23 protein-coding genes are annotated in these 24,212 nt (G+C 66.8%); 16 read left to right on the forward strand and 7 right to left on the reverse strand.

Annotated features, from left to right (window positions below; genetic code table 11):
* The first annotated feature begins 63 nt into the window (after nucleotides 1-63).
* From AC3XQU_RS05640 to AC3XQU_RS05670, 7 genes are all read left to right on the forward strand, one after another.
* Nucleotides 64-1,281 (forward strand): metal-dependent hydrolase, encoded by a 1,218-nt coding sequence (locus AC3XQU_RS05640; RefSeq protein ID WP_489873159.1) that lies wholly within the window; start codon nucleotides 64-66, stop codon nucleotides 1,279-1,281.
* Nucleotides 1,278-1,781: a MarR family winged helix-turn-helix transcriptional regulator gene (locus AC3XQU_RS05645; protein WP_489873160.1), complete on the forward strand. Its 504-nt coding sequence runs from the start codon at nucleotides 1,278-1,280 to the stop codon at nucleotides 1,779-1,781. The genes AC3XQU_RS05640 and AC3XQU_RS05645 overlap by 4 nt, the downstream gene beginning before the upstream one ends.
* Nucleotides 1,782-2,084: 303 nt before the next feature.
* A complete protein-coding gene (paoA, locus tag AC3XQU_RS05650) occupies nucleotides 2,085-2,759 on the forward strand; it encodes an aldehyde dehydrogenase iron-sulfur subunit PaoA (RefSeq protein ID WP_489873161.1) in 675 nt (224 codons plus the stop codon).
* On the forward strand, nucleotides 2,756-3,706 hold the full coding sequence (locus tag AC3XQU_RS05655) for an FAD binding domain-containing protein (RefSeq protein WP_489873162.1): 951 nt from the start codon (nucleotides 2,756-2,758) through the stop codon (nucleotides 3,704-3,706). Before paoA ends, AC3XQU_RS05655 begins: the two co-directional genes overlap by 4 nt.
* A gap of 11 nt (nucleotides 3,707-3,717) precedes the next feature.
* Entirely contained in the window at nucleotides 3,718-5,979 is a 2,262-nt protein-coding gene (locus AC3XQU_RS05660; RefSeq protein WP_489873163.1) for a molybdopterin cofactor-binding domain-containing protein, read from the forward strand.
* A gap of 252 nt (nucleotides 5,980-6,231) precedes the next feature.
* Nucleotides 6,232-6,615, forward strand: a complete 384-nt coding sequence (locus AC3XQU_RS05665; RefSeq protein ID WP_489873164.1) for a hypothetical protein — start codon at nucleotides 6,232-6,234, stop codon at nucleotides 6,613-6,615.
* 65 nt (nucleotides 6,616-6,680) lie between these two features.
* Nucleotides 6,681-7,052: a hypothetical protein gene (locus AC3XQU_RS05670; RefSeq protein ID WP_489873165.1), complete on the forward strand. Its 372-nt coding sequence runs from the start codon at nucleotides 6,681-6,683 to the stop codon at nucleotides 7,050-7,052.
* A 53-nt stretch (nucleotides 7,053-7,105) separates the two neighbouring features.
* Here AC3XQU_RS05670 and AC3XQU_RS05675 read toward each other — a convergent pair whose 3' ends face one another.
* Nucleotides 7,106-8,323 (reverse strand): MFS transporter, encoded by a 1,218-nt coding sequence (locus AC3XQU_RS05675; protein WP_489873166.1) that lies wholly within the window; start codon nucleotides 8,321-8,323, stop codon nucleotides 7,106-7,108.
* 88 nt (nucleotides 8,324-8,411) lie between these two features.
* Between AC3XQU_RS05675 and AC3XQU_RS05680 the strand changes: the two genes are divergently transcribed.
* From AC3XQU_RS05680 to AC3XQU_RS05690, 3 genes are all read left to right on the forward strand, one after another.
* On the forward strand, nucleotides 8,412-9,197 hold the full coding sequence (locus tag AC3XQU_RS05680) for an AraC family transcriptional regulator (RefSeq protein ID WP_489873167.1): 786 nt from the start codon (nucleotides 8,412-8,414) through the stop codon (nucleotides 9,195-9,197).
* A 255-nt stretch (nucleotides 9,198-9,452) separates the two neighbouring features.
* Nucleotides 9,453-12,455: a caspase family protein gene (locus AC3XQU_RS05685; protein WP_489873168.1), complete on the forward strand. Its 3,003-nt coding sequence runs from the start codon at nucleotides 9,453-9,455 to the stop codon at nucleotides 12,453-12,455.
* Between the two features lie 13 nt (nucleotides 12,456-12,468).
* Complete coding sequence (locus AC3XQU_RS05690) at nucleotides 12,469-14,259, forward strand: hypothetical protein (protein WP_489873169.1); 1,791 nt, start codon at nucleotides 12,469-12,471, stop codon at nucleotides 14,257-14,259.
* Nucleotides 14,260-14,274: 15 nt separating this feature from the next.
* On the opposite strand, the gene AC3XQU_RS05695 is transcribed toward AC3XQU_RS05690, so the two are convergent.
* Nucleotides 14,275-14,952: a hypothetical protein gene (locus AC3XQU_RS05695; RefSeq protein WP_489873170.1), complete on the reverse strand. Its 678-nt coding sequence runs from the start codon at nucleotides 14,950-14,952 to the stop codon at nucleotides 14,275-14,277.
* A 188-nt stretch (nucleotides 14,953-15,140) separates the two neighbouring features.
* Between AC3XQU_RS05695 and AC3XQU_RS05700 the strand changes: the two genes are divergently transcribed.
* From AC3XQU_RS05700 to AC3XQU_RS05710, 3 genes are all read left to right on the forward strand, one after another.
* Nucleotides 15,141-15,485 carry a four-helix bundle copper-binding protein gene (locus AC3XQU_RS05700; RefSeq protein WP_489873171.1) on the forward strand — a complete coding sequence of 115 codons (345 nt, stop codon included), beginning with the start codon at nucleotides 15,141-15,143 and terminating at the stop codon, nucleotides 15,483-15,485.
* Nucleotides 15,486-15,623: 138 nt separating this feature from the next.
* A complete protein-coding gene (locus tag AC3XQU_RS05705) occupies nucleotides 15,624-16,331 on the forward strand; it encodes a hypothetical protein (RefSeq protein WP_489873172.1) in 708 nt (235 codons plus the stop codon).
* A 147-nt stretch (nucleotides 16,332-16,478) separates the two neighbouring features.
* Nucleotides 16,479-17,111 carry a PEP-CTERM sorting domain-containing protein gene (locus tag AC3XQU_RS05710; protein ID WP_489873173.1) on the forward strand — a complete coding sequence of 211 codons (633 nt, stop codon included), beginning with the start codon at nucleotides 16,479-16,481 and terminating at the stop codon, nucleotides 17,109-17,111.
* A 563-nt stretch (nucleotides 17,112-17,674) separates the two neighbouring features.
* Here AC3XQU_RS05710 and AC3XQU_RS05715 read toward each other — a convergent pair.
* The 5 genes from AC3XQU_RS05715 to AC3XQU_RS05735 all read right to left on the reverse strand — a co-directional run bounded on the left by AC3XQU_RS05715 (nucleotide 17,675) and on the right by AC3XQU_RS05735 (nucleotide 20,432).
* On the reverse strand, nucleotides 17,675-18,145 hold the full coding sequence (locus tag AC3XQU_RS05715) for a copper chaperone PCu(A)C (protein WP_489873174.1): 471 nt from the start codon (nucleotides 18,143-18,145) through the stop codon (nucleotides 17,675-17,677).
* 24 nt (nucleotides 18,146-18,169) lie between these two features.
* Nucleotides 18,170-18,772, reverse strand: coding sequence for an SCO family protein (locus tag AC3XQU_RS05720; protein ID WP_489873175.1), 603 nt, complete (start codon nucleotides 18,770-18,772; stop codon nucleotides 18,170-18,172).
* A gap of 63 nt (nucleotides 18,773-18,835) precedes the next feature.
* Complete coding sequence (locus AC3XQU_RS05725) at nucleotides 18,836-19,903, reverse strand: acyl-CoA dehydrogenase family protein (protein ID WP_489873176.1); 1,068 nt, start codon at nucleotides 19,901-19,903, stop codon at nucleotides 18,836-18,838.
* 34 nt (nucleotides 19,904-19,937) lie between these two features.
* Entirely contained in the window at nucleotides 19,938-20,132 is a 195-nt protein-coding gene (locus AC3XQU_RS05730) for a DUF2970 domain-containing protein (protein WP_489873177.1), read from the reverse strand.
* Nucleotides 20,133-20,186: 54 nt separating this feature from the next.
* Nucleotides 20,187-20,432 (reverse strand): hypothetical protein, encoded by a 246-nt coding sequence (locus AC3XQU_RS05735; protein WP_489873178.1) that lies wholly within the window; start codon nucleotides 20,430-20,432, stop codon nucleotides 20,187-20,189.
* A 152-nt stretch (nucleotides 20,433-20,584) separates the two neighbouring features.
* Between AC3XQU_RS05735 and AC3XQU_RS05740 the strand changes: the two genes are divergently transcribed.
* The 3 genes from AC3XQU_RS05740 (at nucleotide 20,585) to AC3XQU_RS05750 (ending at nucleotide 24,129) form a co-directional block, all read left to right on the forward strand.
* Complete coding sequence (locus AC3XQU_RS05740; protein WP_489873179.1) at nucleotides 20,585-21,988, forward strand: aminotransferase-like domain-containing protein; 1,404 nt, start codon at nucleotides 20,585-20,587, stop codon at nucleotides 21,986-21,988.
* A gap of 157 nt (nucleotides 21,989-22,145) precedes the next feature.
* Complete coding sequence (locus AC3XQU_RS05745) at nucleotides 22,146-22,895, forward strand: SDR family NAD(P)-dependent oxidoreductase (protein WP_489873180.1); 750 nt, start codon at nucleotides 22,146-22,148, stop codon at nucleotides 22,893-22,895.
* A gap of 22 nt (nucleotides 22,896-22,917) precedes the next feature.
* A complete protein-coding gene (locus tag AC3XQU_RS05750; RefSeq protein ID WP_489873181.1) occupies nucleotides 22,918-24,129 on the forward strand; it encodes a multidrug effflux MFS transporter in 1,212 nt (403 codons plus the stop codon).
* Nucleotides 24,130-24,212 lie beyond the last annotated feature (83 nt).

Raw genomic sequence — 24,212 nt, forward strand, 5'->3', positions numbered from 1 at the left:
GCCACATGCCTTTCGGCACGCGGCACCGACAGCGCCTTGCTGTAAGCTTGCACCATGGACAATATGACCCATTCGCTCGTCGGCCTCGCACTTGGGGAACTGGTGGAACGCGCCCTCCCCGCCCCGCGCGACGCTGCCCATGGCCAGCTCCGGCGCCGCGCCCTGCTCGTTACCGGCCTGCTTGCCAGTAATTTCCCCGACCTCGACCTGGTGCTCACGCCGCTGCTCCCGGCGCCGCTCGGCTATCTGATCCACCATCGCGGCCATACCCACACGCTGCTCTACGCGCTGCCGCAGGTGGCGCTGCTGCTGGCCCTGTGCTGGCTGCTGTGGCCGGCCACGCGCCGGCTGCTGCAAAGCGACCCCACCGCCAGGCATGCCGTGCTGGGCACCGCCCTGCTCGGCATGCTGCTGCACCTGGGCTTCGACGCACTGAACGTCTATGGCGTCCACCCGTTCTACCCCTTCGATGCGCGCTGGATCTACGGCGACCTGGTGTTCATCGTCGAGCCGGTGTTCTGGACCGCGCTCGGCTGCGCGCTGGCTTTGTCGGCGCGCAGCCGGGCACTCGGACGGGTGGCGCTCTCCTTCTTCGCCGCGATGCCTTTGCTGCTGGCCTGGCTCGGCCTGCTCCAATGGGGTTCGGTCGCGCTGCTTGCGGCCATCCTGCTGCTGGTCGGCGCCGCCCACCGCGCCGGGCCGCGGGCGGGCCTGGCGGCGGCGATCGCCGCCTGCATCGGCTTTATCGGCATCCAGGCCGTGGCCGGACAGCTCGCGCGCACCCAGGTTCGCGCCGCGCTGGCCCAGGCCGCGCCGGGCAGCCGCGTGCTCGACATCCCGCTGTCCTCCTTCCCCGCCAATCCGCTGTGCTGGTCCTTCGCCACCGTCAGCGCAGGCCCGGCGCCCGGCAGCTATGCGCTGCGCGTGGGCGTGCTGAGCCTGGCCCCGGGCATCACCCCGGTAGCGCACTGCCCGGCGCGCTTCGGCGGGCGACCGGGCGCAACTGCGCCCGACCTGGCCTGGTCAGCCACCGAGACCGGCAGCCTGGCCGGCCTGCGCGGCCTGCGCCAGGCCAACTGCCATGTCGACGCCTGGCTGCGCTTCGCGCGGGTGCCGTCGCTGCAGGGCGGCAGCGCCACCGACCTGCGCTTCGGCGCCCCCGGCCAGCCGAATTTCTCGACCCTGCCGTATGCCGAACGGCTTGGCCAGCCCTGCCCGGCGCCGGTCGTCCGCTGGGGCTATCCGCGCGCCGATTTGCTGGGAGCAGCGCACGCCCCATGACAGCGGACGGCTATACTGCCGCCATGGACGACGACCTGCCCCTTCCCGACACCCTCTGCTACTGCTCGTCGCTGCGCCAGGCGTCGCGCTACGTCACGTCCTTCTATGACCAGATGCTGTCCGGCTCCGGGCTGCGCGTGACCCAGTTCGCGATCCTGGCCCGCCTCAAGCCGCGCGCCGCCAGCGTCAGCGCGCTGGCGCAGGGCATGGTGATGGACCGCACCACGCTGGCGCGCAACCTGCAGCCGCTGGTGCGCGAGGAACTGGTGCGCATCCGTCCCAGCGACCAGGACCGGCGCGAGCGCATCGTCGAACTCACCGAGGCGGGGCGCAGCAAGGTCGAGGCCATCCTGCCGGCCTGGCGCCGCGCCCAGGCCCTGTTCGACCAGCAGTTCGGCGCCGAGCAGGGGGCCGCCCTGCTGTCCACGATGCGCGCGGTGGTCGACAGCGGCCTGCACCGGATCGACGAGACGGACGGCGACCAGCCTGGCGCCACCTAGTGGCAGGCCGGCGCCCTGCCGGCCAATACAATGACGCCCCCTCATGGTGCGGACCCTTGATTCATGAGTCCCATTCATAAGCGTATGCAATTTTGACAAGCTCGTGCGCCTGTCCCAGCCTCTACAATCGCCTGGACAAGGCAAGCGGCGAATCGGCCCTGGCATCCATCCGTCCACTGTCCATAGGACAAATCGCCGCCAGGCGAACTGCACGCCGCCGAAATGCGAAAAGCGTTATGTTCTTGTAATGCCCAGCGCCCATGGCACACGCTCATCCAGACCCATCTCCCGAAAGGAATACCGATGCCCGACTTCGATCCAAACAGGCGCCAGCTGCTCAAGGCCTCGACGGCCGCCGTCGGCGGCGTCGCCGCGGCGTCCAGTTTCGCGCCCCAGGCCGCGGCCGCCCCGGCCCCCGCGGCACAGGCGGCGCGCACCACGCCCGCCATGATGAGCGTCATGCTGCGCGTGAACGGCAGCGAGCACCAGCTGATGCTCGACCCGCGCACCACCCTGCTCGACGCCCTGCGCGAGCGGCTCCAGCTGACCGGTTCCAAGAAGGGCTGCGACCAGGGCCAGTGCGGCGCCTGCACGGTGCTGATCGACGGCCGCCGCACCACCTCCTGCCTGACGCTGGCGGTGATGCAGGAAGGCCATGAGATCACCACCATCGAAGGACTGGGCACGCCCGGCAACCTGCATCCGCTGCAGGCCGCCTTCGTCAAGCACGACGGCTTCCAGTGCGGCTTCTGCACCCCCGGCCAGATCTGCTCGGCCGTGGGCATGCTGGCGGAAGTGCGGGCCGGGATGCCGAGCCACGTGACGGCCGACCTCAACGCCCAGGTCCAGCCTGGCGACATGGAATTCCGCGAGCGCATGAGCGGCAACCTGTGCCGCTGCGGCGCCTATTCGAACATCCAGGAAGCGATCGCCGAAGTCGCCGGAATCGCCCCTGGCGCAGCGGGAGCCAAGCGATGAAATCCTTTACCTACGAACGCGCCAGGACCCCGGCCGAAGCCGCCGCCAGCGCCGCCCGCACCCCGGGCGCGCGCTTCGTTGCCGGCGGCACCAACCTGCTCGACCTGATGAAGCTGCAGATCGAGACGCCGGCCCACCTGATCGACGTCAACGACCTGGCCCTGGACCGCGTCGAGCCGCTGGCGGGCGGCGGCCTGCGCATCGGCGCCCTGGTGCGCAATTCCGACCTGGCGGCCGACATGCGCGTGCGGCGCGACTACGGCGTGCTGTCGCGCGCCCTGCTCGCCGGCGCCTCGGGCCAGCTGCGCAACCAGGCCACCACCGCCGGCAACCTGCTGCAGCGCACCCGCTGCCCCTATTTCTACGACACCAACCAGCCCTGCAACAAGCGCAACCCTGGTAGCGGCTGCAGCGCCATCGGCGGCTTCACCCGCATCCACGCCATCGTCGGCCAGAGCGATGCCTGCATCGCCACCCACCCGAGCGACATGGCGGTGGCCATGCGGGTGCTCGACGCCCAGGTCGAGACCATCAACCCGAACGGCGCCACCCGCACCATTCCGATCGCCGATTTCCACCGGCTGCCGGGCAAGACCCCGCACATCGACCACAACCTGCAGCCGGGCGAACTGATCACGGCCGTGACCCTGCCGGCCCCGCTGGGCGGCCTGCAGGTCTACCGCAAGGTGCGCGACCGCGCGTCGTACGCCTTCGCGCTGGTGTCGGTGGCGGCGGTGATGCAGAAGGACGGCAGCGGCCGGGTCGCCGTGGGCGGCGTGGCGCACAAGCCGTGGCGCGTGGAAGCGGCGGAAAGCGCATTGCCGCGCGGGGCCCAGGCCTTTGCCGCCGCGCTGATGCAGGGCGCGCGCACCACCGAAGACAACGCATACAAGCTGCCGCTCGTGGAACGCACGCTGGCGTCCATCATCGCCGACGCCAAAGCCTAGGAAGGACCGTCATGAAATTCAACGAACCCGCAAGCACCAACCCGATCGACCAGCTCAAGGTGGTCGGCCAGCCGCTCAGCCGCATCGACGGCCCGCTCAAGACCACCGGCACCGCGCCGTACGCGATGGACCGCCACGACGTGGTGGCCAACCAGGCGCACGGCTACATCGTCGGCTCCAGCATTCCCAAGGGACGAATCGTCTCGATCGATACCGCCGCGGCCAAGGCGGCGCCTGGCGTGCTCGCCATCGTCACCGCCGCCAACGCCGGCAAGATCAACAAGGGCAACTTCAACACCGCGATGCTGCTGGCCGGTCCGCGCGTGGAGCACTACCACCAGGCCGTGGCCGTGGTGGTGGCCGAGACCTTCGAGCAGGCGCGCGACGCGGCCCACCTGGTGCGCGTGCGCTACGAGCGCGACAAGGGCGTGTTCGACCTGGAGGCGGTCAAGAACAAGGCCGCCGCGCCCAAGGGCGAAGCGGCCGAAAGCAAGGTCGGCAACTTCGCCGGCGCTTTTGCTTCGAGCGCGGTGCGGCTCGATGCCGAATACCATACGGCGCACGAATCGCATTCGATGATGGAGCCGCACGCCAGCATCGCGGCCTGGGACGGCGATTCGCTCAGCCTGTGGACCTCGAACCAGATGATCGCCTGGACCGCGGGCGACCTGGCCAAGACGCTCGGCATCCCCAAGTCCAAGGTGCGCGTGATGTCGCCCTACATCGGCGGCGGTTTCGGCTCCAAGCTGTTCCTGCGCGCCGACGCCGTGATGGCGGCGCTGGGCGCCAAGGCGGTCGGCCGCCCGGTCAAGGTGGCGCTGCCGCGCGCCCTGATCCCGAACAACACCACCCACCGCTCGGCCACCATCCAGCGCGTGCGCATCGGCGCCACGCGCGAAGGCAAGATCGTCGCCATCGGCCACGACAGCGCATCGGGCAACCTGCCCAAGGGCAGTCCGGAAAACGGCGCCACCCAGACCCGCCTGCTGTACGCCGGCGAGCACCGCATGACCTCGAACCGGGTGGCCGAGATGGACCTGCCCGAAGCGAACGCCATGCGCGCGCCGGGCGAAGCGCCCGGCATGGCGGCGCTGGAAATCGCGATGGACGAGATGGCGGAAAAGCTGGGCATGGATCCGGTCCAGTTCCGCATCCTGAACGATACCCAGGTGGTGCCGGACAACCCGGAAAAGCCGCCCGGCGCCGATCCCCAGTCGAAGGGCAAGGCCGACAAGCCCAAGCACAATCCGCATCCGGCATTCTCGATGCGCCAGTACGTGCAGTGCCTGCAGACCGGCGCCAAGGCCTTCGGCTGGGACAAGCGCTCCACGACGCCCGGCAAGACGCGCGACGGCCGCTGGCTGGTGGGCATGGGCATGGCCTCGGCCTTCCGCGACAACCTGCTGATGAAATCGGCGGCGCGCGTGCGCCTGGACCGGCGCGGCATCCTGACGGTGGAAACCGACATGACCGATATCGGCACCGGCAGCTACACCATCCTGGCGCAGACGGCCGCCGAGACCATGGGCCTCCCGATGGAACGGGTCAAGGTGCGCCTGGGCGACTCGAGCTTCCCGGCATCCTGCGGCTCGGGCGGCCAGTGGGGCGGCAACAATTCGGCCGCCGGCGTGTACGCGGCCTGCATGAAGCTGCGCGAAGCGATCGCCACCAAGGCGGGACTGGACCCGGCGCGCGCGATCTTCGCCGACGGCCTGGTGCGCGCCGGCGAACGCAGCCTGCCCTTGTCGGAAGCGGTGGGCGAGCGCGAGCTGCTGGCCGAGGACATGATCGAGTACGGCGACATCGACAAGCGCTTCCAGCAATCTACTTTTGGGGCCCACTTCGTGGAAGTGGCGGTCGACAGCGTGACCTGCGAGGTGCGCATCCGGCGCATGCTGGCGGTGTGCGCGGCCGGCCGCATCCTGAACCCGAAGACCGCGCGCAGCCAGGTGATCGGCGCCATGACCATGGGCGCGGGCGCGGCCCTGATGGAAGAGCTGGCGGTGGACAAGCGCCTGGGCTATTTCGTGAACCACGACCTGGCCAGCTACGAGGTGCCGGTGCATGCCGACATCCCGCACCAGGAAGTGATCTTCCTCGACGAGACGGACCCGATGTCCTCGCCCATGAAGGCCAAGGGCATCGCGGAACTGGGTATCTGCGGCGTGGCGGCGGCGATCGCGAATGCGGTCTACAACGCCACCGGCGTGCGGGTGCGCGAGTATCCGATCACGCTGGACAAGCTGATCGCGAAGATGCCGCTGTCGGTGTAAGCCCAGGGGAACCGGCGCCCTGCCGGCTCCCTGCTCCAAGCTGCTCCAGGCCGCGCCATGCGGCCTTCCCGCCACCTGCGCCGTCCGCGCACGTGGCGGGAATCGTTTTCCTCGTCCCCTTTGCGATAACGGCCAAAGCGAAAAGACCCTTCCGGCAATCAGTTAGTACTTTGCGGAAAGCCTTATTTCGCCCGTTACGGTTTGGAACAATTTCGATTCGTGCAAGTCCGCGGACGGGCTTACGATTCATGCATGAACTTCAGCTTCTCAACTCCACACAGCGGCGACTGCCTGGTCAAGCTCTGGGCCAGCGGACGCTACGGCTTTTCCCTGCCCAAGAAAGTCGAGATCACGGCGCCCGATGGCGTGACCTCGACCTATGTCTATCACAGCCGGAAAGTTGGCCAGGGCGCTGAACTCACCAACCGTACGCTTGTCAGAATCGCGATTGCCCAGTTCCTGCGCGGCGTGCGCGGCGAGGCCGTCGAGATCGACGATGCGGTGGCGCCCTTCAAGGGCTCACTGGTCCAGATCCGGCCCTTCGCCCCGCCGCCGCCGCCACCCCGGGTGCGGCCGTCGCGGGTGATGCCGCGCACGGCCTCGGGTGCGCCGGCAAGCGCCAAGGAAGCGGCATGAACATGCGCAGCACATGTGAACACGAATCCAGCACACTACGTCCACGCACCACAAGGTAAGCACCCATGCGAATTTCGTACACTCCCGGCCAGGTCGCCATGCTCATCGCCAGGGCGGAACGCCAGCTCGAACAGGTCGTCGCCGACTCCCTCCACCAGAATGGGGGCAGCCGCAACATCGCCAGGTCGGCGCACCACGCGCTGCATGAAACGGTCGTGACCTTGATGCGGCTGTTCCGCGAGCAGGTGCCGGGCGGCGCGGCGGCGGCGACCCGCATCGCGCGCGAATACGCGAAAGGCGCCGATGCGCATTCGGGCGCCCCGACCATGGCCTGCGTGCGCACCATCCTGTCGGTGGTGCAGGATGCGCGCGCGGGCTTGCAGGCTGCACCCGAGCCGGTGGAAGCGGGCCACACCCGCGACGTACGGACCGGCTAGCGGCTTGCATTGCCACGCCACGCGGCGCCGCCGATTGCGCCGGTGCCGCGTGGCTAGGCATTGGCGGCGCCGAGCCGCCGCGCGCGGGTGGTCCCACCCACGCCCACCGCGGTGGCGATCGCCAGCGCCTGGAACAGCGCTACGCCGGCAAACACCCAGCCTGGCCGTCCCGCATCCATCACCAGCCCGAACAGCAGCGGCCCGATCGCCAGCCCGCTGTCCAGCCCCGAGTACACGACCCCATAGACGCGGCCCGTTGCGCCCGGCGGCGCGGCGGCGCGGATCATCAGGTCGCGCGACGGCCCGGCCACGCCCGAGCACAGGCCGATCAATCCCATCAACGGCAGCGCCATCCAGGCCGGTCCGGCGCCCAACGCCAGCACCAGCGCCAGCAGCGCCGCCGCGCTGAAGGCCAGCGCCACCGTACGGTCATGATGGGTCGATCCGGCGCCGAGGAAGCCGCCCGCCACCATGCCCAGCGCCGACGCCAGCATGTAGGCCGTATACGAGCTGGTGGCCAGCGCATGCGAGATCCCGTAGAGCGACTCCAGGCTGATGGTGGCGAAACTCTGGATGCCGCCCAGGGCCACCGCGGTCAGCAGGAAGAAACCGAAGCACAGCCAGACCGCGCGCAGTGTCAGGAAGCCGAGCGTATTGCCCTGGGTTCCCTTGGCCTGGCGCACGATCGGGTCCGGATACAGCACGTGGCGGTTCAGCACCAGCAGCACCAGCACCGCCAGCGGCAGCCCGGCCGCCGCCAGCAGCGCGGTGCGCCAGCCCTGCACGGCCGCGATCGAGGTCAGGAACACCGGCGCCGCGGCCCAGCCGATGTTGCCGACGATGCCATGCACCGAAAAGCCGTGCGCCAGCCGCGCTGGCGAGACGCGCTGGTTGAGCAGCGTGTAGTCGGCCGGGTGGAAGATGGCGTTGCCGCTGCCCGCGATCAGGGCGCCGGCGACCAGGCCGGCATAGCTGTCGGCGCCGGAAAGCACGATGGCGGACACGCCCAGCATCGCGATCCCGAAGAACAGCACGGCGCGCGCGCCGAAGCGGTCGACCACGAAGCCGGCCAGCGCCTGCCCGATGCCCGACACCACGAAGAACATGGTCATCAACAGGCCCAGCTCGGTGTAGCTCAGGTCGAAGGCGGGCTTGAGCCAGGGGATCAGCGCGGCCAGGATCAGGTGGTAGAAGTGCGAGGTGCCGTGCGCCAGGCCCACCAGGCCGATCACGCGGGCGTCCTGCCTGAGGGTGTTGTCCTTGTTGTCCATGCCATGCCCTTTATCGAATGCTCCCAGTGTAGGCAGGAATGGCGCGTCCGATTTAAGATAGCGTGTCAAGATTTGTCGAAAACCTGCCATGCGCACCCTTCCTCCGATTCCCGGCCCCGGGCCGACCGATGCCTGCCCGGTCACCCTGGCCTCGCGCAACCTGCCGGCCGACGTCTCGATCGGCGCCCACAGCCATGAGTGGGCGCAGCTGACCTATGCCGCCAACGGCATGCTGCGCGTGAGCGCCGACACCAGCACCTGGATCGTGCCGCCGCAGCGCGCGATCTGGATCGCACCGCATATCGAGCACGAGGTCACGCTGCTCGAGGCGGCCTGCCTCAGTCCCCTGCGCATCCACGCCTCGCGCGCCCTGTTTCCGGGCGAGACCTGCCGCGTGGTCGAAGTGAGCAGCCTGCTGCGCGAACTGCTCGCGGTGATGGTGGCCGGCGGCGAGGACTTGCCGCCGCAGCGCGCCGCCCTGGTCGGGGAGCTGATCCTGGACGAACTGGCGCGTGCGCCGACCCGCCCGATCCGGGTGCCGCTGCCGCGCGACAAGCGGCTGCGGGGTTTGTGCCAGGCCCTGATCGACACGCCCGGCGACACCCAGACCCTGGGCGACTGGGCCAGGTTGGCCGGCGCATCCGAGCGCACGCTGGCGCGCCTGTTCGAGCGCGAACTGGGCATGAGCTTCGGGCAGTGGCGCCAGCAGGTGCGGCTCGCGCACGGCGCATCCCTGATCGCGCGCGGCCTGCCCCTGTGGCAGGTGGCGCAGCAGCTGGGCTACGCCAGCCAGTCGGCCTTCACGGCGATGTTCAGGAAGACCTTCGGGACCACGCCCTCGGCGTTTTTCGCAGGCGAGCAGCGGCGCAGCTAGGCTTATTTCCTCACACAGCTTGGGCCGTCACGATGGCGACAAAGTCAATCTCCCCTTTGCACCTGAACTTTCCCGCCGTTGTTTTTAAATCACCTAATAAATCACGGTGTTTTTTTATTATGGCTTGGAGCAGAATCAACCCATCGTGCATAGAAATACGGTAGAGCCCCCGTTTGTTGCCGTTCCCCGGGGCCGCCTGCAACGACGATTCCCAACGGCCGGGGTCGCGGCCGGTGCCAGACCACGGAGGACCCCATGCCCGCCCCATTCAAGCGGCTCACGCTCGACCAGTTCGCCGCCCTGCTCCAGCGCTTTCCCTTCACCCGCAAGATCAACGCCGTCCACATGCACCACACCTGGCGCCCGAACCACCGCCAGTTCCGCGGGCACGAGTCGATCGTCTCGATGTGGACCCACCATACCCAGCGCAACAAATGGTCGGACATCGCCCAGCACATCACGATCGACCCGCAAGGCTTCATCTGGCTGGGCCGCAACTGGAACGCCGCGCCGGCCAGCGCCACCGGGCAGAACGGCGACAGCCAGGCCGGTCCCTTCATGTTCGAGATGATCGGCGACTTCGACAAGGGATGCGATCCCTTCCAGGATCCGCAGCGCGACGCCGCCATCAAGGTGATCGCCCTGGTGCAGAAGCGTTTCGGCCTGGCCCCTGGCAGCCTGATGTTCCATAACATGATGTCCGGTAAATCCTGCCCCGGCAGCAGCATCGACTACCGCGAGATCCTGGCCGAGGTGCAGCGGCTGCACGAGCAGCCGGACCAAGGGGCGCCGCGCGGCCGCAGCGCCATCTTCGCCGACGAGGCGATCGAGGACCCGGACGCCCGCACCATCGACGAGGCGGTCGAGGACCTCGGCCGGGTGTCCGCAACCCAGCGCGATCCCGAGGACGCCGAGGCCTGCGCCCACACGCGGGGGGCGGTCGAGGCCGACGCCCCGCCCGCCGGCCGCGCCATCGAGCTCGGCGCCGCGCGCCGGGCCGGCCCCACCCCGGCCCGGCTGGCGGCCCTGCGCCCCCACCTGGTCAACCTGACGATGGGCGAACTGTCCGACGAGGGCGAGTACAAGACCTCGAAGGGCGATGTCGATGCGATCTTCGGCGAGCACCTGGAAGCGGCGCTGCGGCGCGCCCAGGCGCTCGAACTGCCCTTGCGGATCGTGGTGCAGGCCCACGGCGGCCTGGTCAACGAGGCGGCCGGCCTGGCGATCGCCCAGAAGAGCGTGGACTGGTGGATGGCCAACAATATCTACCCGCTGTACTTCGTCTGGGAGACCGGCGCCTTCGAGACCATCGGCCAGCTGCTGCGGCGGGTGCGCGACGGCGCCACCCGCGGCGTGCCGCGCGACGTGTTCGACCTGCTCACCGATCCTTTGATCGAGGAAGCCGTCCGCGCCCTGCAGGGCCAGCACGTCTGGGGCGCGATGAAGCTCAGTGCGCAGCGCGCCTCGGCCCTGGACGTCGTCGGCAATGGCGAAGATGGCGACGGCCGCTTCCAGGGCGGCGCCTGCTATGTCGCGCAGAAGCTGCGCGACTTCTGCCAGCTGCACCGCGAAGGCGTCGAGCTGCATGCCGTCGGCCACAGCGCCGGGGCCATCTTCCAGGCCTATTTCATCCCGCGCGTGCTGCAGTTCGGCGCCGGTCCCTTCCAGTCGGTGCACCTGATGGCGCCGGCGATCCGCACCGATTTGTTCAAGGCCACGCTGGCGCGCTTCGTCGGACCCGGCAAGCCGGGGATCGAACAGCTGACGGTGTACACGATGCGCAAGGATTACGAGCTCGATGACAACTGCGCCGGGGTCTACCGCAAGTCGCTGCTCTACCTGATCCACCATGCGCTCGAGCCCCAGCGCCGCACCCCCTTGCTGGGACTGGAAGAAAACCTGCGCGCGGACCGCGAGCTCATCAACCTGTTCGGCCTGGACGGCAAGCCGGCGCTGGCCGACGTGGTCTGGTCGCAAACCGCGGCGCAGCAGGGCCGCAGCGCCTCGCGTTCCAGCACCCACGGCGGCTTCGACGACGACCCGGCCACCATGGGCAGCATCGCGCGCCGCATCCTGGCGCGCTCGGATGCCGACCGCATCGTCGAATACCGCCCCGGCGCCGATGGCAGCCGCGACCTGGACGCCTGGAACGCCGAGGTCGCGCTGCCGACCGACATCCTGCTGCGCCCCGCCCCGGCCCCGCTTGCCACGGGCGGCTTCATGGGCGGGTATGGCGTGGCCGGACGCACGCAAGGCAATGGCGGCAACGGCAACGGGGGCGCCGGCTACTACCCTCCCGGCGGCGTATTGCACACGCCCGCCATCGGCGGCGGGCGCCGGCGCGCCCTGTGCGTGGGGATCAACCGCTACCCAACCTATCCGCTTACCGGCTGCCTGGCCGATGTCGACGCATGGAGCCGCACCCTGGGCCGGCTCGGCTTCGAGGACATCGCCACCCTGCTCAACGAGCACGCCACCCACGATGCGATCCTGGAGCACCTGCGGCAACTGGTGCAGGCCAGCCGGCCGGGCGACGTCATCGTGTTCCAGTACGCCGGGCACGGCACCACGGTCACGGATCTTGGCGGCGACGAGGGCGGCGGCGACACGCCGGCCGACGACGAAGCGATCTGCCCGGTCGACTACGAGACCGGCGCCCTGATCCTGGACGACGACATCGGCCGCATCGTCGACCTGCTGCCCGAAGGGGTCAACCTGACCTTGTTCATGGATTGCTGCCACTCCGGCACGTCCTCGCGCTTCGGGGTCGGCAAGAACCCCAGCAATACGGCCCACGATCCCGGCGACCGCGCGCGTTTCGTCGTCGCCGGGCCGGAGCTGCAGAATGCCCACCGCCGCTACCGCGCCGGAGCGCCCCAGGGCCGCAGCCTCCCGCGCGGAGCGGCGCGCATGCGCGAAGTCCTGTTCGCGGCCTGCCTGTCGAGCGAAAAGGCCTGGGAAAGCCGCGGCCAGGGCGAGTTCACCGTGCGCGCAACCGGGGTACTGGGGCGCATGGGGGGCAGCCTGGCCAGCATCAGCAACGCCGACTTCGCCCGCCTGGTCACCCAGGAATTCGGACCGTCGCCGCGCCAGCAGCCGCGGCTCTACAGCAGCGAAGAATCCAAGGCGCTGGGCCTGCTCGCGCCCCTGCAGGCGCACGCCGCGGCGACAGCAACCCGGCCGGCCTGGAGCGGCGAAGCCCAGCTCCTGATCCAGGGCATGCAGCAGCTGCTCCAGCAATACGGGCCGCCCCACTGACAGGCTGAGCGCCATGACCTCGACCGGGCAGCGCTACCGCATCGCGCCGTCGGTGACCCGCCCGATCCCGGCGGCCTACCGGCGGCGCCCAGGCGACCCGCCCTGCCGGCTGCTGCGCGTGCTCACGCTGGACCCGACCGCCTCGCGCCTGGAAGGATCGGTCGCCTGCGTCGAAGTGCCCTACGAGCCGCTCGCGCCCGGCCCCCAGGGACGCCTGTTCAAGGTCGACGGCTACGACTACGCCCAGTCGGTCGCGTACAAGAAGGCCGACCTCGACGACGTGCACGTGCTGCTCAAGGACGGCTACGACCCCTCGCCCGCCGACCCGCGTTTTCACGAGCAGATGGTGTACGCCGTGTCCAGCAGCGTGTGCGCAAGCTTTCGCGATGCGCTCGGGCGCCAGCTGTCCTGGGGCTTCCAGCCGCGCGGCGACGACCACCTGCTCTACCTGCGGCCCTTCGCCTTCCGCGACGCCAACGCCTACTACGACAAGCGCGAAGGCTGCATCAGCTTCGGCTATGTTCCGATGCCCGCCGCCACACGCTCGGCGCGCGCCCTGCCCGGCGAGACGGTATTCGCCTGTCTCTCGCACGACGTGGTGGCGCACGAAATCACCCATGCGCTGCTGGACGGCCTGCGGGCAAATTTCAGCATCCCCACCGGCCCCGACGTGGCGGGCTTCCACGAAGGCTTCTGCGACCTGGTCACGCTCTTCCAGCGCTTGCGCTACAAGGAGGTGGTGGCCGTTGCAATACGCAAGTCGCACGGGATGCTCGACGCGTCCAGCCTGCTGGGCGTGCTGGGCCACCAGCTCGGGCTGGCCAGCGGCAGCCGGCATGTGCGCGACCTCATGAACGCGCGGGTCTATGACGCCGACGCCGGAGCCCACGAGATCGGCAGCGTGCTGGCCGGCGCGGTGTTCGAAGCCTACCTCACCGTGTTCCGGCGCAAGACCGCGCGCCTGCGGCGCCTGGCCAGCAACGGCAGCGGCATCCTGCCGCCGGGCGAGCTGGCGCACGACCTGGCCGAGCTCCTGGCCGGCGAGGCCACCGACCTGGCGCGCCAGTTCCAGGCCCTGGTCATCCGCGCCATCGACTACTGCCCCCCGGTCGACATCCACCTCGGCGAATACCTGCGCGCGCTGGTCACGGCCGACCACGACCTGGTGCCGACCGATCCCTGGGCCTACCGCGAAGCGCTGGTCGACGCCTTCATGAAGCGCGGCATCTATCCGCAGGAGGTCGGGACCCTGTCCGAGCACGCCCTGCTGTGGCGCGCGCCGCGGCTGGCGCTCCAGCCCATCGCCGGGCTCGACTTCGCCCACCTGCGCTTCGGCCAGGACCCGGCCTGCCCGGCCGGCGCCGACGAACTCGAAAGGCAGGCCGCCCTGCTCGGCGAATTCGCCACCCGCCCGGAGCATTTGCAGGAATTCGGCCTGACCTGCGAGGGCGCGCCCGCACTGGAAGGCGCCGGCGCGGAACTGCCGCAGGTGGCCTCGATCCGGGCTTCGCGCAGGATCGGGCCGGACCGCGAGATCGTGTTCGACCTGGTGGCGGAAATCACCCAGCGCTGCATCGTGCCGGCGCGGGGCGGCACGCCGGCCTATGCGCTGTTCGGGGGCGCGACCGTGATCATCGGTCCGGATGGGGCGATCCGCTACATCGTCTCCAAGAGCGCGGTCGGCAAGGACCGGCCGGCGCGGCGCCTGGCCTTCATGGAGTCACCCGCGGGCCGGCGCTACTGGAGCCGCGACGCCAAGTGCTACCGCATGCGCGATGCGATGTTCCGGGTGCTGCACCGGTAGCGCGCCGCCCGGCGCTCAGCGCAGGTCGCCGGTCTCGAAATAGACGGTGCCGCGCACGGCCGCCAGCGCCTTGAGCGCCGCTTCCGGGTTGTCCAGGCCTGCCTTGGGGATGACGAGCGCCTGCGGAGCGGGCGCGGCCAGCGCGACGATGTGGTCGTAGTCGGGGCGGCTGTCGATTTCCTTGACCAGGAAGCTGCCGACCGGGAGGTAGCGCGCGTCAACGCGGCTGCGCATGGCGGCATCGAGCTGGCGGTAGACCAGCACGCGGTCGACGACGAACCGGGCGTTGGCGTAGGCGCGCTTGCCGTCGCGCTCGAAATGGCCGCTGAATACGTCGGCACCGAAGGCGCGCAGCGGGGACGCGGCCTGCGGGTCCAGGCGCGATAGCTCGAAGCGTTCCGGCTCGATGGTCCACAAATCGGTCTTGCCGTCGAGCTGCGCGCGCAGGGCGCGGTCGAGCTGGGCATCGGCCAGGCGCACCTTCAGCACGACCTGGTGGCCGTGCGGCGCGCGAAACAGCGGCAGGTGCGACAGGTAGAGCCCGTCGCGGTCGCCGAACAGCGCCATGCCGTGGGTGCCGTAGGAATGATCGTGCGCCTGCGCCGCCTTCGGCATGCAGGACAGGGCCAGCATCAACAGCGCGAACAGGGCGGGGAACAGGGGGAGCGGCAGGCGCGGATAATGGAGCTTCATGGGAGGCGGCAGGCAAACAGGGAAGCGTATTATGCCGCGCCTTGCTCCGCCCGGGGAAAACGGCCTGGATTTCACCATGCATGGCTTCCAGCGTTGGGCCGCGAGTGATTGCACGATGGTATCGGACGCTCGGCAAGAAACCATTGGGCTAGGATCTGTGTCTTATCAACCCAACAAGGAGACCTGCCATGGGCGGATCGGAACAAGCCAACATCCAGGCAGCCATCGAAGCCTGCGAGATCGCGCTGCGCGCCTGCCAGGCCTGCGCGGCCGCCGACATACGCGAGGGCAGGAACGACTGCGCCCTGATCAGCCTCGACTGCGCCGACATCTGCACCGCGACCCTGAACGTGCTGGCGCGCGGCTCGCACCACCACGGCGACTTCTGCGCCCTGTGCGCCCACATCTGCCGCGCCTGCGCCGCCAAGTGCGCCGAGCACGCCGCCATGCACCAGACCTGCGCCGACTGCCAGGCCGCCTGCGAGCGCTGCGCCGCCGAGTGCGACAAGCATGCGAAGGAGCGGCATATCTAGCACCGGGTAGGCATGCGCGCCGCCGGCGCAAGATGCGGCGGTGGAGAACATTGCATACACATTGCCGACAAATGCCCGCTATTTGCCGGCCGGCGCCTCGATTACGCTTGAGCCCTCCCAACGCTCGGCAAGTAATCGATGACCCCTAGACTCCTCCTGTTGTGCGGCGCCATGGCGTCCGCGTCGATCCTGGCCGCCTGCGGCGGCGCCGACCTGGCGCAGGCGCCGGCGCAGGTCGCCACGGTCTTTGCGCAAGGCCTCGACGGCTGGCAAGGCGGCTACGCCGACTACCACGAGGACACGGCCCCCGGCGACGTCGCCTGGGAGCTGCGCGCCCTGCCCGCTCCCCTGGCGGGAACGGCGTATTTCACGGGCGGCACCAACCGCAGCGACGACCTGTTCATCTACAGCAAGAAGCGATTCGGCGGCTATGCGCCGTCCACCCAATACAAGCTCAGCTTCGAGATCGAGATCGCGACCAACCAGTCGGCGGGTTGCTTCGGGGTCGGTGGCGCGCCCGGCGAGAGCGTGTACGTGGTGGCAGGAGCGGCGCCGGTGGAGCCGAAGACCGTGCTGAGCGGCGGCGAGTACGTGCTCAACATCGATCGCGGCAACCAGGCCACACCCGGACCGGCCTCCCAGGTGCTGGGCAACGTGGCCAACGCGGTCGCCGATTGCGGGCCCCAGGTGTACCAGTCCAAGACCCTGACAAGTAGCGCCCCGCTGGTGGTCCGAAGCGACAAGGACGGCACTATCTGGGTCTTCTTCGGCATCGACTCCGGCTTCGAGGCCAGGAGCAGCGTCTTCTACAAGTCGGTCAAGGTCGCGGTGGCGCCGCTCAACTAGCGGCGGCTGGCTGTCGGGGAATTTGACAAACTGGCCCCGATGGGAGAGGAACTGGACGTCAAGTGCTTGAATGCATAAGGTAATCACTGGATGGCACGGCGATTGCTATCGAAGTTGAAGCACTACCAACCTGACCTGCACAAATCCATGATCAAACATCTCCTGGCCGCAGCTATCGCTTCCCTGGTGTCGTTCGATGCGTTTGCCGGCTACATACAGTACAACCTCGGTGGTCCCGTTTCCGGATACGTCGTCCAGCGCGAGGAAGACCAGTCCGTCGCCTACTTCAGGCTCACTGTCGAACTCGCCGGACTGCCGACGGCGAATGCGTTCTACCTGCCCTTGACCGCCGAACAGCGTGGCGAGGGAGAGACGCGACTGACCGGCGCGACCACCTATTTCCGCGATGACGGGCCGACCAACTTCAGCCTGAGCAGCACCTTCGGCGGCGACCAGTTCACCGACTTCCGCATCGATTTCTCGCGCAGCAGCCAAGGAGGATTCACGTACTCCGCGGTGTACAGCAGTTCCGTGTATTTCTGCGCGCCAGCTTGCCGCTTCTATCCCAGTTCGGGGACCCACGCCGGCTCGGCTACCGAAGCGACGGTGGATCCCCTGCTGGCTGCCAACCTGGATCTCAATCCAGCCCAGTATTCCAATGTCGGGCGTCTGGTCCCAAGGTTCATCGAACCTAACGGCGTACCTGAGCCGGGAAGCCTGGCCCTGATCGCGCTTGGTGCACTTGGCCTCGGCAGTCTTCGCCGCTACCGGAAACAGTAAGGTTCAAAACGAAAAACCCGCCTGCGTGGCGGGTTTTTTCGGCGCTTGACAGCGCGAGGCCGGAGTGTTGTCGCGAGCCTCGGAGGAGGCCGTAAAAATGGAGGCGAGGACAGGAATCGAACCTGTCTCCCCGGCTTTGCAGGCCGTATCTCATCAATAAAATCAATCGCTTGCATGAAAACCTCCTTATGCGCCTCTCGCCGATAGATTCTTTCAGAACTGCCATGCGCAGAATGGCGCGGAGCTCTTTGAAGCATACACAATTCGGCTGCGATGGGGCGTCTGAAACGGCCTGCAGTAGGCAAGGAACCGGAGCGCAAGGAGCTCGTTCTACTCTAGGCGGGTCTGCCAAGTAGGCATTTTTTGAGTGCAAGACATTACTCCTATAATGTCGAAAATCGTTGCGGCAGAACCCAGCAAGTTTCGCAGCCTATGGCACAGCGCCATTCAGGGCAGCGCGGCCGACCCGGCGCCGCTGTTCCTCCGCCGCAGCGAGCGCGATTCCACCTGAGTCCGGATCCCCGGTCCGTGCACCGCCAGTGCCCGAACTGGGCCGCAGACGCTCATTTCGGCAATCCGCCGGAGGCGGCTGGTATCGCCTCCGAATTGAGGGGACGGACTGCCGCCCGGATCTCGACCGTTTCCCTGCGTCGGTTCGGGCCTTCGAACACCAATCTCAGTGGTACGCTGTCTCCTGCCCTGACCTGCTGGCGCAAGTTCAGCAGCATAACGTGGTAGCTGCCCGGCTTGAGCTCGACCGTCCCGCCGGCTGGCAGGCGGATGGCAGGTACCTGACGCATCCGCATGACGTCTCCCTGCATTGCCATCTCGTGGATCTCGACATCGGGCGTCAGGGGCGACTCCACGTGGACTAATGCGCTGCCACTGGCGGACCGCAGCTGCATGAAGGCGCCCGTCGCCTTCTGATACGGCACGGTTGCGCGTACCCACGCATTGGCGACCGTGGTCTGGCCTTGCGCGCTCCCATCCAGGAGAAAGGCGGTGGCGAGTGCCAGGTGAACGACGTATTTCATTGTGATGTTATTTTGTTGTTTTGTTTAGCTCGAGCGCAGAATATTGCGCAGGTCCGCTGCGCATGCTTCAGCGCTCTGTGCGTGAGTGAACTTAAGCCTTAGCTTGCCCCGCGGGTCGTACACATAGCTAACCGATGTGTGGTCCATGCTGTAGGACGCAGCTGTAGGGACTTTCTTGTAGACGAGATTGAACTCCTGGGCTACCTCTGCCAGGCCGGCAAGGTCATCATACAAGGCCAGGAAGCTGGGATCGAAGGCTGATGTATAGGCTTTCAAGACGTTGGGCGTATCGCGCTCCGGATCGACGGTGACGAACAGGACCTGGAGCCGCCCCCCGTCCTTACCGAGCAAGCGCTTGATCTCGGCGGCGCGTGCCAGCGCGGTTGGACACACGTCAGGGCACTGCGTGAATCCGAAGAAAAGCATGACTGCCTTGCCCTCGAAATCCGCCAGCGTGCGTTCCCTCCCCTCCGGGTCGGTCAGCCGAAAGTGGCGTCCGTATGTGGCGCCAGAGACGTCGGTTCCGTAAAACCGCACCATAGCGTCCTTTGCACATCCTGCAAAGCCCAGCAAGCCCAGCGCGGCGCTGGCCCCAAGGAAGGTACGGCGTGACAATACAATCTTCATGTCGACGACTCCTCGATAAAATGTACGTGATTGAATGCTCGAATTGCCGGGCAAGGGCGGAACTCAGGCCGGCCCCGCCCTGGCGATCTCGGTCTTTAACTGCACCAGGCTGGGGGTGAGAATCGGCAGGAAGGCGGCTTCACGCATGCGACGCGCGAAACCACTGTTGGCGCTGCGCTGGTAGGCCCGGGCACCGAGCGCCTGGAGCTCGAGCTGCACCGCCGATGTCGCAAGCCCGACCATGTTGAGGCGCAGCTCAAACAGCGCCGCAGGATTCGCCTCGAGTCGACCTGAGTCTAGCGCCGCTGACAGGGTGCGCCAGAATTGTTCCACCGTATCCTGGAGCGCATATATTTCGACAGCGAGGACCGAGCGGCCGGGCGTGTGCCTGCGCGCGGCTGCGAGGCTGGCCCGAGAGAGACCGAGGCCGAGTCCGCACTGGAGTGCCAGCATCATCGGTCGCAGTGCAGGTAACAACACTTTTGCGTGCGGATGTAACAGCCAATGCTCTGTCAACAGGACGTCCTCGAAGCGCAATGCTGCGGTATTGCTTGCGCGCAGTCCCAGTAAGTCGTGGTCGTTTCCCCGCCAAACGCCTGCGGCATCATGAGGCACGGCGAAGATCGCCGCCCCCACGCCCGTAGTATCGAGGGCGGCGACAGCCGCAACAAACCCACTTCGCCGAAGGTTCGATGCCCATGGAACGGCTCCGTTCAGAACGCTGCCTTCGGCGGTCGGTCTGCAATGCGCATTAAGCTGGTCGAGCCCGCTCGATGAGCGAATCGCATTCGACAAGCCTGGGGCGCCGGCGACGGCCCCATCCAAAAGCCGCGGCAGCAGCTCCCGGACCAGCTCATGGTTCGGGCTGCGCAACAGGCATTCGATCATCGCGCGCTGGGCCCAGAATACGAATGCCGCTGCCAGGGAACGTTCGGCGAGCGCCGCTGCAAGCGCAACGGCGGCACTGTCCGCACCGCCTGTGCCACCCTGCGCAACAGGGACCGCAACTCTGAACAGCCTGCTTGCCGCGAGCGTCGCAAGCAACTGGTCCGCATGCGTATTGTCGCTGTCGAGTGCATCCGCATGTGAGTCCAGCCAGGCGCCCAGCGCATCCTCGATGTGGTTCAGCATACTGATCCGTTCAAGTTCCAGGCCTCCGCGTGGCTCACGAGATCGCAATCTGCACGGCAAACATCAGGATGCTGATAAAGATGGCGAGTCCGATGAATGCTGCGAGCAGGACGAACAGTGGATTGAACGCCCCGTCGGCATCGACATCGAAGTCCTTCTTTCGGCGCAGGCCGACGAAGCCCCAGCCAATCGCTTTCAGGGTTGCAGGAAAAGACCGTTTTTTGTTCATTCATATGCTCCTTGCCTGTCGAGACGCGAAGTCACGTCTAGCAGTAATTTGCCATCATGGTAAGGTCAAGTCCAAACCGAGCTTTCTGGCCAGGACGAAGGTGATGAGCACCAGACCAAGCAGGGCCGGTACGAAAACCGCGACTACCTTGCCGGCCGCGATAAGCACTGCACGCCTTTCCTGCGCTTTCACCGCATGCTTCTTCCCTTGATCGTAATGCCACTTGATGGCAAAAAACATGCCGATGCCTAAGGCGACAACCTTGAACGAACCAGCGACGAGAGGGAACCATTCGATCATTAGCGGCTTTCCAAGCGATGACTTGACACTATCCGTTGATAAGAGTACTACCTCAAAAGTCTGCGTCCGGCGCTTCATTTCTGTCGTTGAAAGCATCGAAAACGCAGCGGAAATCATTCTACTTAAAAGCAATTTCCATACATCGAGACAAAATGTCCCAGTTGAAATCCATGCAAGACAACGACGATTCGCCAATCTGGTCGCCGCGATTGTCGGTGCATGGCGGACCGCGTTTTCTGCAGATTGCGGATGCCCTGCAAGCCGCACTGGCGGACGGATCACTGAAAGCCGGCGACCGCCTGCCCACGCAGCGCCAGCTCGCGGCGCAACTCGACCTGGACCTGACGACTGTCACCCGTGCCTACGACGAAGCGCGACGCCGCCATTTGCTGGAAGGGCGCGGGGCTCGCGGTACCTATGTCGCGGCTCCCAAGGTCGAACTGGTGCCCGTGCTCGACTTGAGCATGAATATCCCGCCACCCCCAGCCGGCGTCGACTTCGACGACCTGCTCAAGCAGGGCTTGTCACAGGTCCTCCTGCGTGCGGACAATGAGCTCCTGATGACTTATCACCTGGGCGGTGGAAGTGCGGCGGATCGATCTGCAGGCGCCCACTGGATCGCGCCGATGCTCGGACGCGTCGATCCGGCAAGCGTCGTGGTATGCCCGGGAGCACAGGCGGCGCTCGCTGCATTGTTGCTGGCCCTGTCGGAACCGGGCGACGCCGTTCTCACCGAACCGATGGTGTACCCCGGTTTACGCGCCTCGGCTGTACAGTTCGGGCGGCAGCTGCTGGCAGTGGAAACGGACCAACAAGGAATGCTTCCCGATGCACTCGAGCGGACCGCACAGGCGAGTGGCGCGCGTTTGATCTACCTCAACCCGACCCTGCAGAACCCGACCGGCCTCACCATGCCGGAAGCACGCCGCAGGGACATCGCGGCCGTGGCGGCAAGGCTAGGCATCCGGATTATCGAGGACGATCCGTACTGGCTGTTCCTGAAGGGTGCCCCAGCGCCGCTAACACACTTTGCGCCCCACCACGCCTATTACATCTCCACCCTGTCGAAATGCCTGACCCCGGGACTGAGAATCGCTTTCGTCGTGCTGCCCGACAGCGCGGAGCGAGACAAATTCCTGAGCGCGCTGCGCGCGTTCGCACTCATGGCGGCGCCCTTGACCGCGGCACTGGCTACCCAATGGATCTTCGACGGCTCGGCAGCCAGGCTCCTCGATGGAGTTAGGAAGGAAACGCAGGCACGCCACCATCTGGCGACCGACATTCTAGGCGGCGGGCGGGACAACGACGGCGGGAAGCTGCATATCTGGCTGCCTCTGCCCACCTATTGGTCCCCTGCCGACCTGGCTCAGGCGGCCAGTGCCGAGGGCGTGGCGGTGACACCTGCCGACAGTTTCAGTACCGTCCACCCGCTGCCCAACGCGATCCGCATCTCGCTGGGCAGCATGGCTGACCGTCGACGACTTGCATCGGGACTCGGACGGCTTTCGCACTTGCTTGCACGACGTCCTGTCCGTTCGCCGCCGCCGGTGGTTTGACGGAAAGTCGGTTTGCGGCCGTCAGCTCGGATTATTCACGGCAGGAAATTGACCCTTCGCGTTTTGCCCCTTTATCAGGCAATTCCGCGGGGGTACAGTGAGTTCCTTAGTAGCACTACCTGGGCAATCCAGCTCCGGGTTCACAAGGGATGAGACGATGAATAAGCAGCTTGAAGGCAAGGTGGCCCTGATCACTGGCGGGACCACGGGCATCGGACTGGCATCGGCCAAAGATTTTACTGCAGAGGGCGCAACTGTCTTTATTACCGGGCGCCGGCAGGCCGAGCTCGACGCGGCGGTAGCGGAAATCGGCGGGAATGCTGTCGGCATCCGCGGCGATGTTGCGAACATGGAGGACCTGGACCGCATCTATTCCGTCATCAAGGACCGGGCCGGTCACCTCGATATCCTGTTTGCGAATGCCGGCGGCGGCAACATGATGCCTCTGGCAAGCGTTACTGAAGAACACTTTGACGGCATTTTCAATGCAAACGTCAAAGGCCTGCTGTTCACGGTACAGAAAGCACTGCCGCTGCTGAAAGATGGCTCGTCGATCATCCTCACCTCTTCCACGACGTCGGTCATGGGCACGGAAAATTTCAGCGTCTACAGTGCGAGCAAGGCAGCGGTGCGCAATTTCGCGCGTAGCTGGCTGCTCGACCTCAAACCACGCAACATCCGCGTCAACGTCATCAGCCCTGGGATGATCCATACCCCGGGCCTCGCGGGCCTGGTACCACCTGAACATCAGGAAGGGCTGCTCGCGCAGCTCGCCACGCAGGTGCCGATGGGGCGCCTGGGAAAACCACATGAGCTTGCCAAAGCGGCGACCTTCCTCGCGTCGGACAGCAGCAGTTTCATCAACGGTATCGAGCTGTTCGTCGACGGCGGGACGGCCCAGGTATAGGGTGGGATCACAAGGCAAGATTGTGTACTCCGCAATCACCAGGCAGGCGCGCGAGCGCACCATCGCGCTGCTGCTGGGAGGCCTGGCCCTGCTCGGACCGCTATCGGTGGATTTCTACCTGCCTGCCTTTGCCAGCATTGCCCATTCCATGCAGGTCGGCCCGGCACAGGTGCAGTATACGCTGACCGCCTACCTGTTCTCGTATGCCGTGCTGAGCCTGTGGCATGGTGCACTATCGGACGCGTTCGGCCGGCGCAGGGTGGTCATTGTTTCACTGATGCTGTTCGCGGTCGCCTCACTCGGCTGCGCAATGGCGCCGGACATCAGGGCGCTGTCCGGCTTCCGCATGCTGCAAGGCATCGCTGCCGGTGCAGGAACGGTGATCGGGCGCGCCATCATTCGCGACCTGTACGAAGGTGCAGCGGCGGCCCGCATGCTGTCGATGGTCAGCATGATATTCGCGATTTCTCCCGCCTTCGCACCGATCCTTGGCGGCTGGGTCGTCACCGCATTCGAATGGCGGGCGATCTTCTACGCTTTGGCGATCTATACAGTGGCCTTGTTGTGGTTCTGTGTGCGCCGCCTGCCGGAGACGCTGGCCCCGCGAGACCGCCAGTCGCTTGCGCCGGCCAAGCTGTTTCACAACTATGCCAAGGTATTTCGATCCGTCGGCTTTCAGCGCGGGGCCGGTGCGATCGCCGTCAACTTTGCGGGTCTGTTCCTGACGGTCGCGGCGGCGCCAGTCGTCCTGGGCGACCACCTGGGATTGTCGCCGAACCAGTTTGGCTGGCACTTCGTGCCGATGGTTGGCGGGATTTTCCTGGGTTCTCTGGTGGCCGACCGGCTTGCCGGCAAGCTCGGCCTGCAGAGACAAATCGGTATCGGCTTTGCCGTGATGCTGGCCGGCGCCGGCGCCAACGTGCTGTATCATGCCGTCCTTCCACCCGCCCTGCCCTGGTCGGTGGTGCCGATCTTCTTCTATGCATTCGGGATGTCGCTCGCCGCTCCAGGACTCACGCTGAGGGTGCTCGACCTGTTTCCCGACGTACGGGGAGTAGTCGCGTCAATGCAGAGCTTCTCGATGGTCATGCTTACCGCAATCGTCACCGCGGTCGCCGCGCCCGCGCTCCAGCACTCGCTGCTGTATCTGGCGCTCGGCCAACTGGCGTTCGGTCTTGCCGGGCTCGTGCTCTGGCTTCCGGGCTTGGCTCGAAGGTCCCTCACCCCGCCCTGAATTCACAGCCTGCTGCCGCGCCCCGCGGGGCAAGGATCGCATGGAGCCGGCGGAAACGAAGCCCTAGGCGACTCGTCAAATAA

The sequence above is a fragment of the Telluria sp. AZSoR62 genome (assembly GCF_058111565.1).

Bases quoted from the DNA above. Each gene is read 5' to 3' on its own strand.
- AC3XQU_RS05640 (WP_489873159.1), top strand. From the start codon at position 64: ATGACCCATTCGCTCGTCGGCCTCGCACTTGGGGAACTGGTGGAACGC.
- AC3XQU_RS05645 (WP_489873160.1), top strand. From the start codon at position 1,278: ATGACAGCGGACGGCTATACTGCCGCCATGGACGACGACCTGCCCCTT.
- paoA (WP_489873161.1), top strand. From the start codon at position 2,085: ATGCCCGACTTCGATCCAAACAGGCGCCAGCTGCTCAAGGCCTCGACG.
- AC3XQU_RS05655 (WP_489873162.1), top strand. From the start codon at position 2,756: ATGAAATCCTTTACCTACGAACGCGCCAGGACCCCGGCCGAAGCCGCC.
- AC3XQU_RS05660 (WP_489873163.1), top strand. From the start codon at position 3,718: ATGAAATTCAACGAACCCGCAAGCACCAACCCGATCGACCAGCTCAAG.
- AC3XQU_RS05665 (WP_489873164.1), top strand. From the start codon at position 6,232: ATGAACTTCAGCTTCTCAACTCCACACAGCGGCGACTGCCTGGTCAAG.
- AC3XQU_RS05670 (WP_489873165.1), top strand. From the start codon at position 6,681: ATGCGAATTTCGTACACTCCCGGCCAGGTCGCCATGCTCATCGCCAGG.
- AC3XQU_RS05675 (WP_489873166.1), bottom strand. From the start codon at position 8,323: ATGGACAACAAGGACAACACCCTCAGGCAGGACGCCCGCGTGATCGGC.
- AC3XQU_RS05680 (WP_489873167.1), top strand. From the start codon at position 8,412: ATGCGCACCCTTCCTCCGATTCCCGGCCCCGGGCCGACCGATGCCTGC.
- AC3XQU_RS05685 (WP_489873168.1), top strand. From the start codon at position 9,453: ATGCCCGCCCCATTCAAGCGGCTCACGCTCGACCAGTTCGCCGCCCTG.
- AC3XQU_RS05690 (WP_489873169.1), top strand. From the start codon at position 12,469: ATGACCTCGACCGGGCAGCGCTACCGCATCGCGCCGTCGGTGACCCGC.
- AC3XQU_RS05695 (WP_489873170.1), bottom strand. From the start codon at position 14,952: ATGAAGCTCCATTATCCGCGCCTGCCGCTCCCCCTGTTCCCCGCCCTG.
- AC3XQU_RS05700 (WP_489873171.1), top strand. From the start codon at position 15,141: ATGGGCGGATCGGAACAAGCCAACATCCAGGCAGCCATCGAAGCCTGC.
- AC3XQU_RS05705 (WP_489873172.1), top strand. From the start codon at position 15,624: ATGACCCCTAGACTCCTCCTGTTGTGCGGCGCCATGGCGTCCGCGTCG.
- AC3XQU_RS05710 (WP_489873173.1), top strand. From the start codon at position 16,479: ATGATCAAACATCTCCTGGCCGCAGCTATCGCTTCCCTGGTGTCGTTC.
- AC3XQU_RS05715 (WP_489873174.1), bottom strand. From the start codon at position 18,145: ATGAAATACGTCGTTCACCTGGCACTCGCCACCGCCTTTCTCCTGGAT.
- AC3XQU_RS05720 (WP_489873175.1), bottom strand. From the start codon at position 18,772: ATGAAGATTGTATTGTCACGCCGTACCTTCCTTGGGGCCAGCGCCGCG.
- AC3XQU_RS05725 (WP_489873176.1), bottom strand. From the start codon at position 19,903: ATGCTGAACCACATCGAGGATGCGCTGGGCGCCTGGCTGGACTCACAT.
- AC3XQU_RS05730 (WP_489873177.1), bottom strand. From the start codon at position 20,132: ATGAACAAAAAACGGTCTTTTCCTGCAACCCTGAAAGCGATTGGCTGG.
- AC3XQU_RS05735 (WP_489873178.1), bottom strand. From the start codon at position 20,432: ATGATCGAATGGTTCCCTCTCGTCGCTGGTTCGTTCAAGGTTGTCGCC.
- AC3XQU_RS05740 (WP_489873179.1), top strand. From the start codon at position 20,585: ATGTCCCAGTTGAAATCCATGCAAGACAACGACGATTCGCCAATCTGG.
- AC3XQU_RS05745 (WP_489873180.1), top strand. From the start codon at position 22,146: ATGAATAAGCAGCTTGAAGGCAAGGTGGCCCTGATCACTGGCGGGACC.